The sequence below is a fragment of the Bradyrhizobium sp. LTSP885 genome, from assembly GCF_000938305.1.
Taxonomy (GTDB): domain Bacteria; phylum Pseudomonadota; class Alphaproteobacteria; order Rhizobiales; family Xanthobacteraceae; genus Bradyrhizobium.
This window is the reverse complement of sequence record NZ_JYMT01000034.1, coordinates 31,458-43,290: the sequence shown is the minus strand read 5'-3', so window position 1 is coordinate 43,290 and position 11,833 is coordinate 31,458. Positions and strand designations below refer to the sequence as shown.

10 protein-coding genes are annotated in these 11,833 nt (G+C 62.4%); 6 read left to right on the top strand and 4 right to left on the bottom strand.

Translation table 11 applies throughout. From position 1 onward, the window contains the following. Positions 1-37: 37 nt before the first annotated feature. The 4 genes from UP09_RS20970 (at position 38) to UP09_RS20955 (ending at position 5,414) form a co-directional block, all read left to right on the top strand. A complete protein-coding gene (locus UP09_RS20970; protein WP_044540184.1) occupies positions 38-1,600 on the top strand; it encodes an ABC transporter substrate-binding protein in 1,563 nt (520 codons plus the stop codon). A 91-nt stretch (positions 1,601-1,691) separates the two neighbouring features. Continuing rightward, positions 1,692-2,672 (top strand): ABC transporter permease, encoded by a 981-nt coding sequence (locus UP09_RS20965; RefSeq protein WP_044540183.1) that lies wholly within the window; start codon positions 1,692-1,694, stop codon positions 2,670-2,672. Between the two features lie 2 nt (positions 2,673-2,674). After that, positions 2,675-3,592: an ABC transporter permease gene (locus UP09_RS20960; protein WP_044540182.1), complete on the top strand. Its 918-nt coding sequence runs from the start codon at positions 2,675-2,677 to the stop codon at positions 3,590-3,592. A gap of 1 nt (position 3,593) precedes the next feature. Further along, a complete protein-coding gene (locus tag UP09_RS20955; protein ID WP_044540181.1) occupies positions 3,594-5,414 on the top strand; it encodes an ABC transporter ATP-binding protein in 1,821 nt (606 codons plus the stop codon). A gap of 17 nt (positions 5,415-5,431) precedes the next feature. Here UP09_RS20955 and UP09_RS20950 read toward each other — a convergent pair whose 3' ends face one another. Next, a complete protein-coding gene (locus UP09_RS20950; RefSeq protein ID WP_044540180.1) occupies positions 5,432-6,838 on the bottom strand; it encodes an amidase in 1,407 nt (468 codons plus the stop codon). A gap of 199 nt (positions 6,839-7,037) precedes the next feature. Here UP09_RS20950 and UP09_RS20945 point away from each other — a divergent pair, with 199 nt between their 5' ends. Further along, positions 7,038-7,994 (top strand): phosphotransferase family protein, encoded by a 957-nt coding sequence (locus UP09_RS20945; RefSeq protein ID WP_044540179.1) that lies wholly within the window; start codon positions 7,038-7,040, stop codon positions 7,992-7,994. Then, a complete protein-coding gene (locus UP09_RS20940; protein ID WP_044540178.1) occupies positions 7,991-8,950 on the top strand; it encodes a choline kinase family protein in 960 nt (319 codons plus the stop codon). Before UP09_RS20945 ends, UP09_RS20940 begins: the two co-directional genes overlap by 4 nt. Before the next feature lie 24 nt (positions 8,951-8,974). Here the strand turns inward: UP09_RS20940 and hisN are convergent, their stop codons facing one another. The 3 genes from hisN to UP09_RS20925 form a co-directional block, all read right to left on the bottom strand. Further along, a complete protein-coding gene (gene hisN / locus UP09_RS20935) occupies positions 8,975-9,748 on the bottom strand; it encodes a histidinol-phosphatase (protein ID WP_156164710.1) in 774 nt (257 codons plus the stop codon). A gap of 100 nt (positions 9,749-9,848) precedes the next feature. Beyond that, the gene (locus UP09_RS20930) at positions 9,849-10,868 is read right to left on the bottom strand and encodes a helix-turn-helix domain-containing protein (protein ID WP_044540176.1); all 1,020 of its coding nucleotides are present in this window, start codon (positions 10,866-10,868) and stop codon (positions 9,849-9,851) included. A gap of 13 nt (positions 10,869-10,881) precedes the next feature. Continuing rightward, a complete protein-coding gene (locus UP09_RS20925) occupies positions 10,882-11,718 on the bottom strand; it encodes a DeoR/GlpR family DNA-binding transcription regulator (protein WP_082070223.1) in 837 nt (278 codons plus the stop codon). Between the last annotated feature and the right edge of the window lie 115 nt (positions 11,719-11,833).

Sequence of the window (11,833 nt, the reverse complement as noted above, 5' to 3'; positions counted from 1 at the left end):
CAATTTCAACGTTGCTGAAATCATCAAGGGACAGGACATGATCAACCGCAGAGACGTGATGTTGGGTGGACTTGCCGGCGCCGCCGCGCTCGGCTTGGGACGGGTCAATCCCGATTTTCTGATGAACTCCGCCTTCGCGGCCGAAGGGAAGACGCTCCGCTTCCTCGGTGCGGAGGCCCTGACCGGCAACTGGGACCCGACCACGCACACCAATCTCGGTCAGCTGATCGCCGAGGGATTCGTGTTCGGTTACCTGACGCGGGCGCCGATGAAGCCGGAGAAGCCGGACGAGCTGATATTCGAATTGGCTGAATCGATGAAGCCGATCGACACCACCACGATGGAAGTCAAGCTGCGCAAAGGCATCAAGTTCCACGACGGAACGCCGTTCACGGCCGCTGACGTCAAGGCCTCTTACGAATATGGCTGCCTGCCCGATCGTCCCGCGCAATGGTATCCGGGCCTCGTCACGATCGACGTGATCGACGACTACACTTGCCATATCAACACCAAGGCGCAGGGCTACCCGGCAACGCTGTATTATTATCTGTCGTCCTTTCTCCCGATCATGGCGGCCAAGGACGTTGCCAACAAGGCGCAATTGTCGGCGCGCATGAACGGCACCGGGCCGTATAAATATGTCGAGCAGAAGGGCGACACGACGGTCCTGACCGCAAATCCGGACTACTTCCTCGGCGCGCCGAAGATTCCAGGCGTCGAATATCACTTCGTCGGCGACACCACGACACGAACGCTCTCGCTTCTGAACGGCGAGGCCGACATCATCGAGCGCCTGGAACAGGAGCAGGTCGAGACCATCTCGAAAGACCCGCGCTTCAGCATCCACAAGGCAGTGTCGGTCGAGAACAAATATCTGTTCTTCCGCTGCTCGAAGAAGCCGTTCGACGATCCGCGGATCCGCCTGGCGGCATGTTACTCGATCGACCGCAAGCAGGTCCTCGAAGTGCTCGGGATGTCCGGCACCTACTCGAAGGCACATATTTCCCCGGTGAAGTTCGGCTACGCCGAGGTCGCCGATTACCCGGAATTCGATCCGGACAAGGCGCAGAAGCTGCTCGCGGAAGCCGGCTTCCCCAAGGGGCAGGGTCTGCCCGAACTGACCTATTACACGTCGGTCGGCTTCTACCCCAAGACCAAGGAATATGCCGAGCTGATCACCGGCATGCTTCAGGAGCAGGGATTCAAGGTCAATCTGCAGACGCTTGAGGTCGCGGCCTGGGGCAATCTGCTGTATGACAAGCCCGGCGGCGGCGAGGGCAACATGATCGATTGCGGCTGGTGCACCGGATCGCCCGAGCCCGATCTGGTGCTGCGCACCCACTTCCATTCCTCATCCAAGCGTATCACCGGCATCGTCGACAAGGAGATCGATGCGGTGCTCGACAAGGAGCGCGACGCCAAGAGCATCGAGGAGCGCAAGAAGATCTTGCAAACCGAGACGCTTCCCACCATCGCCAGGAAGGCTCCGGCGCTGGCGCTGTTCACGTCGGTCTTTATCCACGCCTACAGCAAGAAGCTGGACGGGCTGTACATCTATCCGAATGGCCAGCAAGATATGACAAAGGCCACGCTGGCCTGACCGCTGCATGGCGTGACGAATGTTCCTGCAGGCCGGATCGCTCCGGCCTGCCCAATACCCCGTACGATGAAACGCAAGGCAGCTGTTCTCGATGTTGATCCTGGAATTCCTGGTTAAACGGATCGCGCAGGGCCTCCTGATCGTTTTCATCACCTCGCTGATCATCTTCACGCTGCTGCGCGTGGTTCCCGGCGATCCGGTGCGCCTGATCGTCGGCGGCATGGCGCCACCCGACGTGGTCGAGAAGGTCGCGACCAAGATGGGATTGCGCGATCCGATCATCGTGCAGTACGGCCGCTACATGCGGGGCATGCTGCAAGGCGATCTCGGGCAGTCCTATCTGCGCCCGCGCAGCGGGATGATCGCCACCGGCGGGCAGTATATCGATCCGACCAAGTCCGACATGGCGCCGGTGACCGACCTTATTCTCGAACGCTTGCCATTCACGCTGCAACTCGGCGGCATGGCCTTGCTGTTCGCGCTGTTGATATCGTTTCCGGTCGGAATTGCCGGCGGGCTGCATCAACACGGCTGGCAGAATGCGCTGGCCTTCGGCATTCAGTCGCTGTTCGTATCGATCCCGAATTTCTGGCTGGCGATCGTTCTGATCCTGTTCCTGTCGGTCAAGCTCAAGCTGCTGCCGGCGCTTGGCTATCAGGGGTTTTCCTACGTCCTGCTGCCGGCGCTGGTGCTGTCGGTTGAGATCGCGCCCTTCATCATTCGCACGCTGACGACGTCGCTTGGCGAGGTGATGCAGGCGACCTTCATCGACGAGGCGCGGGTCCGCGGACTATCGCGGCGCCGCATCGTCTATGCGCATGCGTTACGCAACGCGGCGGTGCCGCTGGTCAATCTGCTCGGCATCCAGCTCTCGACGCTGATCGGCGGCGTGCTGGTGATCGAGTATATTTTCGATTACCCGGGCCTCGGGAACCTGACGGTCGTCTCGGTCGTCGGGCGCGATTTCCCGGTGATTCAAGGCATCGCGATCACCACCAGCGCCGTGTTCGTCTTCATCAATATCATCGTCGATCTGGTCGCCTACATGATCGATCCCCGGGTGGAGATCTGATCATGGCGGTCACCACCATCATCGCAGCCGAACCGGAGCCAAAACTGGCGCTGATACGGTCGGTCAACCGGCGGATTCTGCTTGGCGCATGGCGGACGCCGAGTTTTCGTATCGGTTTCTTTATTTTCTTTGCGCTGTTGCTGGCTTCCGCAATCTACCCGGAGCTGTCGTCGGTCAGCGCAACCAAGATGATCGTGAAGGATAAGTTCCTGCCGCCGTTGTATCTTGGCGACAAATGGGTCTGGGAGCATCCGCTGGGCACCGACCAGCTCGGCCGCGACATGCTGATGCGATGCCTGATCGGGCTGCGCTACTCGCTGCTGGTGGGCATCGTCACCGTGGTCCTGATTTTCATCATCGGCTGCGGCCTCGGCCTGTTCGCGGGTTTCAAGGGCAAATGGTGGGATACCGTGATCATGCGGATCACCGACGCGCAGCTGTCGATCCCGATGATCATTCTGGCCATCACCATCCTCGGTGTGTCCCGGCCGACGGTGGCAACCATCATCATCGTTTTGGCGCTGTCGGGCTGGCCGCTCTATGCGCGGGTCGCTCGCAGTGCGGCGGTGGCCGAGCGCGGCAAGGAATATGTCCGCGGCTTGCGCGTCCTGGGTGCAGGGGACTGGCGCATTCTGCTGCTGTTCGCCGCTCCCAACATCCTGCCGCCGATCGCGTTTGTCGCCGTGCTCGACGTCGCGCGCATGATGATTTTCGAAGCCATCCTCGGCTTCCTGGGATTGGGAATCCAGCCGCCGACGCCGAGCTTTGGCAGCATGATCGCCGATTCCCGCAAATATCTGCTCAACGCGTGGTGGATCGCCACCATGCCCGGGATATTTCTTGCGGTCGCGCTGACGTCGATCAATCTGATGGGATCGGCGCTTGAGAAGGCGCGCAACCGAATCTACGGAGGTCTTTGACATGGATCTCTCGCTCATACTCGAGGTCAGCGATCTCACCGTCGGCCCGGTGACGCCGGGATCCGCTGCCATTCTCGATCGCGTCAGCTTTCGCCTGAACACATCGGATATTTTCGGAATCTACGGCGAAAGCGGTGCCGGCAAAACCATCCTTTCCCGGGCGCTGGCGAACTGGCTGCCGGAAAGCCTCGCATACCGGGCAGGCCAGGTGGCGTTCGCCGGCCATGACATTCTCAAGCCCGGAATCCGGGAGGTCCGCACCGGCCGCGACATCGCCTATATCGGTTCGAAGCCGCAGAGCTCGCTCGATCCGACCGTGCCGGTCGGAAGCCAGATCGCCGAGAAGCTGCATAGCGTTCGGCCGGAGTGGAACAAGCGGGAATGCCGTGAGCGGGTGATGCAGTTGCTGAGCGAAGTCCGAATTCCTTCGCCCAAGGAACGCTACTGGGACTACCCCTCGAAATTTTCTGGCGGCATGATGCAGCGGGCGATGATCGTCGATGCGATCTGTGCCGAGCCTGCGGTCCTGATCGCCGACAATGTCACGCAACCGCTTGATGTCACCATCGCGGCGCAGATCGTGGAATTGCTGCACGATCTGTGCCTGCGTCACAAGATGGCGACCATCTACCTGTCGTCCTCGCTGCCGACGCTTGGCCAGTTCGGCGACCGGACAGCGATTCTGCACCAGGGGCGGTTCGTCGAGCAGCAGGCATTCGCCGAACTGCTGGCCGCTCCGGCCACGGACTATACGCGCAAGGCGATCGCCAGCGTTCCACGAATGTGGTCGACTGACGACGGACCGCTTGCCAGGCGCCAGGCACAGGGCGAGGTGCCGCTGATGCAGGTGCAGAACGTTCACCGGACCTATCGGGCGCGCAAACGCGGCACCTTTAACTCCTACAGCAACATCCAGGCGGTGCGGGGCGTCACGCTGGACATCATGCCGCGCGAGAACTTTGGCATTGTCGGTGAATCCGGCTGCGGCAAATCGACATTGACCCGCCTGCTGGCCTGGCTGGAAGTACCCGACCAGGGCAGCATCCTGCTCGACGGCACGTCGCTTGGCGGCCTGTCCCGAGGTGAACTGATCCGGAAGCGGAACGAATTCCAGCTTCTGCTGCAGGACCCCTACAACGCGTTGCCGCCCCGGACCACGGTTGGCCGCATGATCGAGGAAAGCCTGCTCATTCGCGGCAGAATCCCACGGGCGGATTTGCGCCGCCGCGTGATCGCGGCAATGGCGGAGGTCGGCCTTGCGGCGGAGCTCTACGATCAGTTGCCCAACGCACTCTCCACCGGTGAGCGGCAGCGGATCTCGATCGCGCGGGCACTGATCCTGGATCCCAAGCTCCTGATCCTCGACGAGACATTGTCGGCGCTGGACCAGCGCGAGCAAGGCAGATTGATCGACCTGTTCGCCAAGCTGCAAGAAAAGAACGACCTGACCTACGTCTTCATCTCGCATGACCTGGCGATGGTGCGGAAAGTCTGCACGCGGATTGCGGTGATGTATCTCGGCGAGATGGTCGAGATTGCCGACAATCGCGAATTGTTCTTCGACCCCCAGCATCCCTACACCAAGGCGTTGCTGTCGGCGGCTCCGACGCTCGAGGACAAGCCGTTCGATCCATCGGACTTCCTGCTCGAAGGCGAGCCGCCCAGTCCGATCGATATTCCGGTGGGATGCAGCTTCGCCTCGCGCTGCCCGAAGGCGTTCGGCCGCTGCCGCGTCGAAACCCCCAAACTCGTCGAGCATTCTCCGGGACGTCTCGTCGCCTGCCATCTGCTCGACAGCGGCGAAGCGAAGGCGGCGGCGTAGGCAGGTCGACTCCTGGCTCAAGCGCGCGGCTGGAAGGGCCAGTCCATCGTCACCGGCCGTAAATCCTCGAGGACTTTCGTTACCTGCAATACGCCGAGGTCGTCGAACCGGTGGCCGATGATTTGAACCCCGATCGGCAGATGCCTGTTGTCGAAGGCCATGCAGACCGTTGAGGCGGGCTGGCAGGTCTGGTTGAACATCGCGGTGAACAGCGTGTGCTCGAGCGGTTTCTCCCGGGACACGCCCGGCTCTTCGGCCGGGAAGTTCACCACCGGCAGCGTCGGTGCGATGACATAGTCCCAGCCTTCAAACGCCGCGAGCAATTTGGCCTTCATCTTGCCGATCTGGCTGAGCGCCCGATAGACATCGGCGCCGGAATGCCGCGCGCCGCCGAGGCACCATTCGCGGACGTAAGGGTTGATATCGCCGGCGCCGTCGCTATGCGCCGGCAGTGCGCTGTATTCGAGATAACCGCGCACCTGCAGGAACAGGTCGATGGGTGCAATGGCGTCATCGTCGAGCGGCGAGATGAACGGCTCGACAACAGCGCCGGCGCCGGCCAGCAGTTGTCCGGCCGCTTCCACCGCGTTGCGCACCTCCGCTTCGGGCTTCGCGCCAAAACCCATGTCGGTGAGGATGCCGATCTTCAATCCCCTGACGTCGCGACCGAGTTTTTCGTGATACCGCACACCGTCCGCTGGAAGGCTCCAGGTGTCACGCTCGTCCTGTCGGGTCAGCACCGTCAGCAGGCGGGCGATGTCGTCGACGCTGCGCCCCATGGGGCCGGCCATCCGCATGGTATCGGCCGGCAGATGCGGAACGCGGCCGTGTGTCGGCTTCAGCGAGGCGAGGCCGCAGTGCGACGCAGGCAGCCGAACCGAACCCGCGATATCGGTTCCGACCGAAACGAAGCCGGCACCGGCAGCGACCGAGGCTCCGGCACCGGCCGATGATCCGCCGGTATTCCAGGCCAGCCCCCATGGATTGCGGGTGATGCCGTGCAGCGAACTGATGCCGGATGCCATCAGGCCGCAATCCGGCATGGTCGTCTTGGCAAAGATCACCGCACCGGCCTCGCGAAGCGCAATGGCCGGCGGCGAGTCGTAGGTCGACGGCGGCAATGAGCGGTTCGCCCCGATGCCGTGGAGATAGGGCCATCCAACCATGGCGACGCTGTCCTTGACCGTCATCGGAACCCCGTCAAGCGGCCCCAGCGCGGCCTTGGCCTTCCATCGCGCTTCCGATTGTCGCGCGCTTGCGATGGCCTGTTCGGGACGGAAGCTGAAGAGGGCGTTGGTCGCGCCGTTCACTGCCTCGGCATGCGTGATGATGTGGTTGGTCACCTCGACCGGCGAGAGCTCTCGCGACGCATAAGCCTCAGCCAACGCGGCGAGGCTCATTCCGATCAGTTCTTGCGCAGCCATGCGTCCTCCAGAAAATCCGAACAACGCTCCGGACCTGTACGTCGGATAGCGAATATCGCCCGTGCAGGGGTAGGCCGTCGCTTCCAACGGCATGATTTGGTGGAGCGCGAGGCATCCCTTTTGCATCCTTCTCGATCAAACTGCAGCGGACGCCGACCCGGCCTGGCCGGCCCCGATATATGAGAGACCAGACGCAGCTATGACCGAAACGGCAGTGGAAGCGACCGCACTCCGGGACCGCGTTGCGTCCCTTCCCGGCTGGGGGGACGGCGACATCGGGATCGAACCTGCTATCCCTATTCTGGCGTCACCGAGTTGGCGGGGCGTCGACGGCTTCCCCTGGCGCGCCACCCGGAAATCGACTGGCGAGAGCGTTTTCATCAAGGTGATGGATCGCGACGCGGCGCTTTACGTCGATATTCCCTGTGCCTTCGAAGCCGCGCAGCGGGCCTCCGATCTCGGTATCGGGCCCAAGGTGATGTCGGCTGACGTCGAGGCCGGCATCCTCGTCATGGAAGACCTGAACCAGGGCTGGCGGGTCGGAACCCTCGAGCGGGTGCTGGAGCCCGCGATTGTGGATGCGGTGATCGCCGCACGCCGCCTGTTCCAGGCGGGAAAGCCTCTGCCCAAGCAGAAAGGCGTCTTTGACGAGATCGAGCATTTCTATGCGGCCACGACGGCGACCAACGCCCAGCTTCCGACCGACGTCGACTGGCTGGTCGATGAGCTGCGCTTTGCCGCTTCAGCGCTTCAGCGGCTCCACGTCACGCCAGTACCGATCCATGGCGACGGCAATGTCTCGAACATCCTGATCAGTGATGCCGGCGAGGTGCGCCTGATCGATTGGGATCGCGCCACCACGGCAGATCCGCTGGAAGATCTCGGCAGCTTCCTGGTTGAAGCCTTCGCCCAGGAGCCCGAGGCGCGCGACGCCTATATCCGCTACGCCGGGACATTCGATGAGGCGGCGTTCAACCGCGCCCGCATCTATGGCGTCGCCGACGATCTGAGATGGGGATTGATCGGAGCGCTTCTGGCCGCCAAATCGGCGCGCAATACGCTCGAGTTCTACAAATTTGCCAGTTGGCGCTTCCTGCGCTGCCGCATGGCGGTCCGCGAACCGCGCTTTGGCGAGGTGCTCCGGAGGATTGCATGACCGTTCGTAGAAAGCTCGGAGCGGCAACAAATGTCCACGAGCGCAATGTCGAAAGCGCGATCGGACGGGTGCCGCAATGGCGCGGCAGCGAGGCGAGCTATACGCCGCTGGTCGGCGGGCTGATGAACCAGAACTGGCTGGTCGAGGTCTCCGGCGATCCGCGCCGCTACTTCATCAAGGTGCCCGGCGAGGGCTCCGAAATGTTCATCGACCGGGTTGCCGCGAACGAAGCGGCACGCAATGCCCACGCCATGGGGATCGCACCCGAGGTGATCTTCTTCGATGCACAGGACGGCCTTGAAGTCAGCGAATTCCTCGAAGGCTATCGCGCCTGCACCAACGGGGATTTCGGCGACGCCGCGATCCAGTCCGACGTTCTCGACCTGTACCGACGCCTGCACGCCGGGCCGAAGCTGGGCCTGACCAAGACGATCTTCGACATGATCGAGGAGCATGTCGAGCAGGGTCGGGAACTGGGTTCGCATTTTCCGCACGACATGTCCTGGATCATGCATCGCTATGGTCAGGCCAAGGCCGCATTTACCGCATCCGGCCTCGATCTCGTACCCTGCTTCAACGACCCGATGCCCGGGAATTTTCTCATTGCCGCGGAGCCTGCCGCCGGTCCCAAGCCGATGCGGCTGATCGACTATGAGTTCGCCTCCAACAACGAGCGCAGCTATGAACTCGGCGTGCTCTTCGCCGAGATGTTCTACGACGAACAACTGACCGAAAGCCTGATCGAGCAATATCTGGGAGCGGTGCGTCCCGACATGGTCGCGCGGGTCATCGTCAACCGGGCGCTTGCCGACGTCAAATGGGCAAGCTGGGCGGTGGTCAATCGCAAGCTCAAGGAGTGGGACTTCGACTACCAGAAATACGGCGTGTGGAAATACATGCGCGCGCGTGACGTGATGTACGATCCCCGCTGGGAGAGCTGGTTGCGGATGGTGTGAACCGTCCGCTTACTCCTTCGATTGCTATGGCTTGAGGATCGCAAGCGCCTGCCGCAGCAGCGTCTCATTGGCAGCCGCGATCACCCGTCCGTCGGAATGACGGGTGAGCGGTTGGCCTTCCCAATCGCATATCATGCCTCCGGCACCCTCGATGACCGGCACCAGTGCCATGAAATCAAACGACTTCAGCGAGCATTCGACCACGAGATCGCAATGCCCGGAGGCCAAAAGGCCGTACTGATAGCAGTCGCCGCCAAATCGTCTGAACATCGCCTTGCGGCTGAGCGCGTCGTAGCGCGCCCAATCCTCCGGCGAGAAGAAATCCGGCGATGAAGTGTAGATCTGGGCATCTTCCAGATTGACCGCGCGGCTGACGCGCGCCGGCAAATCATTGAACGTCGTGCCGTCACGCGTGCCATACCATCGTTCCGCCAGCGCCGGCATGTCGATCATTCCGGCGATGACTGCTCCATTCCTCTCGTCCGCAAGCGCGATCAATGTGCCGAACAGCGGCATTCCGGAAATGAAGCTTTTGGTCCCGTCGATCGGGTCGATATACCAGGTGTAGCGATCGCCCGGCGTCGATCCGGTTTCCTCGCCGAGGATGCCATGCTCGGGAAATCGTGCCGAAATCAATCGTCGCAATTCCTGTTCGATGGCGCGGTCCGCGATGGTGACCGGCGACAGATCCTGTTTGCGTTCGAAGTTGATGTCGGACCTGAAATGCGCCAACGCAATCTGGTCGGCTGCATCGGCAAGGCCATGGAAAAACGAGCACAGCTCGCTTTCGGGCACCATGTCTTGAATATCGTCCAAGGGTAGCTCCAAGGGTAGCTTCAAGGGTCGCTCCGAGGAGGAAGCGCGGCAATCGCGGTGGCGCGGCGCAGGGGAACGGGGTCTATACGGTTTCGTGCAGCGTCCGCCGCTCCCAATAGGGGGAGGCAAGCCTGCCGCGCGCGGTCGACGGCAGGCGCGGTGCAAGCAGGCCTTTCGGCGGCGTGGGCCGCGGATCCGCCTTTGGAGCGGGGGAGGCGTTGTGGGTTTGACGGACGTCCCGCGGCGCAACGTTGAAATGGCGGCTGAAGCAACGCGAGAAGTGCGAGACGTTCTTGAAGCCGACCTCGTAGGCGACCTCCGATACCGTGCGGTGACCCTTCGGGTCGGCAACGAGGATCTCGTAGGCGCGCTGCAGGCGCTTGGTCTGGACGAACTGACTGACCGTGGTCTCGTTGTCGTTGAACAGGCTGTAGAGATAGCTCAGCGAAATCCGGCTGCTGGCCGCGATCTTTCTCGGTGAGAGCGATTGGTCGCTCAGATTGCTATCGATGAAGTCGACGATGCGGCGGCGCAGATGGTAGCGCGCGTTGCGAACGTCGGTTGCGGCGCCCCGGTCTTCCGACCCGATCGTCAGCGCGACGAAGCTGATGATTTCGGTCGCAAGCGCCTGGGGATTAGGCGGCAGACAATTGATGAACAGCTCCGCGACGCTCCGGATCATGCCGACCAGCAGGCGCGTCATCTGCTCGTTCGGTTTGAAGCGCCGGCTGACATGGTCCTCGATCGAAACCAGCCGTCCGCGCAATTCGGCGGCGGGAATCCGCATCGTCAGCAGGTGCGAATTCTTGTCCGACGTGAGTTTGTAGTAGGCGAGCTCGCTGAGCAGGACGTACTCGCCGGGCCGTGCGAAGCCGGTGCGCCCGTCCTGGCTGAACGCCACGCTTCCGGCCAGCGGGAGGACCAGCACATAGGACGCATCGTGCACGTTGCTGACGCGCTCCCAGTTGCGGGCGAAAGGCCGTTCCGGCCGGATGAATTCGAGATCGATGCGCCCGATCCGGGTCTGCTGCGACGCCAGGCGTTCGGGTTCGTCGTCGAGGCCGATGCGCTCATCGCAGGGAAGAGATGTCAGGCGTGCCATGGCTTGGTCTTTCTCAGCGTTGGGCAACGATGGTTTCTGTCCCGGCTTCACGGAGGGCGGTTGCGAGCGATCCCTCCGGTTGGCGATCGGTCACGAGGCGGTCGATATCGGTCCAGTGCGCGAACACCGTCAGCGCCCGCTGGTCGAACTTGCTGTGGTCGGCGACGATGATGGCTTCCGCGGCCCGCTTCACCATCGCGCCATAGATCGCGCCGGCTTCGTCATCGGCATCGTTGATGCCGCGGGCGCTGATCCCCGTCGCGCCGACGATGGCGCGGTTGGCCTCGTAACTATTGATGCTGGCGATCGTCTGTGTGCCGAATACATAGCCTTCCGCGGCATGATAACGGCCGGGACAGCACAGCACGCGGATCGATGAATTCACGGCCAGCGCGGCAGCGATCGCGAAGTCATGCGTGATCACCGTGATATCGTGGGCGCTGGCTGCCAACCGTCGCGCGACATGGAATGTCGTTGCGCCGGCAGCCAGCATCAGAACCTCGTTGGGCAAGATAAGATCGGCGATGGCGGAGGCGATGGCCTCGCGTTCGGCGATCATGATCGCCCTGCGATCGGTGAGCGTGGGCTCCAGCGCGAACGGGCGGGATGCTCCGCCATAGGTGCGGTTGATGAGCTTCTGTTCCTGAAGCTCCATCAGGTCGCGCCGGATGGTTTCGCCGGAGACGCCAAGTGCGGCCGCGAGTTCCGAGGCCCGCAAGGTCGGGGCTGCCGCCAATTGCGAGATGATGTGTTGGTGACGGGAAAGCTTCGACAGGCGATCGCCTTCCCCTTTTCGCGGCCGCTTGTCGGTCGCGGAGACGTCGGTCGCTTGTAACCGCTCGGTCGTCATTGAGATGTCCCTGCGGCCGCGTCGGTCGCCACAGGATCGGGCAGCGCGCGGCCGTCTCTCAGCCAATCCTTTCTCAAGGCATGTTGGATGTCCACACTAATAATGTGGCAAATCC

What these genes read in the sequence shown, in the direction of transcription:
- UP09_RS20945 (WP_044540179.1), top strand. Translation starts at nt 7,038, where the DNA reads ATGACCGAAACGGCAGTGGAAGCGACCGCACTCCGGGACCGCGTTGCG.
- UP09_RS20960 (WP_044540182.1), top strand. Translation starts at nt 2,675, where the DNA reads ATGGCGGTCACCACCATCATCGCAGCCGAACCGGAGCCAAAACTGGCG.
- UP09_RS20950 (WP_044540180.1), bottom strand. Translation starts at nt 6,838, where the DNA reads ATGGCTGCGCAAGAACTGATCGGAATGAGCCTCGCCGCGTTGGCTGAG.
- UP09_RS20965 (WP_044540183.1), top strand. Translation starts at nt 1,692, where the DNA reads ATGTTGATCCTGGAATTCCTGGTTAAACGGATCGCGCAGGGCCTCCTG.
- UP09_RS20940 (WP_044540178.1), top strand. Translation starts at nt 7,991, where the DNA reads ATGACCGTTCGTAGAAAGCTCGGAGCGGCAACAAATGTCCACGAGCGC.
- UP09_RS20955 (WP_044540181.1), top strand. Translation starts at nt 3,594, where the DNA reads ATGGATCTCTCGCTCATACTCGAGGTCAGCGATCTCACCGTCGGCCCG.
- UP09_RS20925 (WP_082070223.1), bottom strand. Translation starts at nt 11,718, where the DNA reads ATGACGACCGAGCGGTTACAAGCGACCGACGTCTCCGCGACCGACAAG.
- UP09_RS20930 (WP_044540176.1), bottom strand. Translation starts at nt 10,868, where the DNA reads ATGGCACGCCTGACATCTCTTCCCTGCGATGAGCGCATCGGCCTCGAC.
- hisN (WP_156164710.1), bottom strand. Translation starts at nt 9,748, where the DNA reads ATGGTGCCCGAAAGCGAGCTGTGCTCGTTTTTCCATGGCCTTGCCGAT.
- UP09_RS20970 (WP_044540184.1), top strand. Translation starts at nt 38, where the DNA reads ATGATCAACCGCAGAGACGTGATGTTGGGTGGACTTGCCGGCGCCGCC.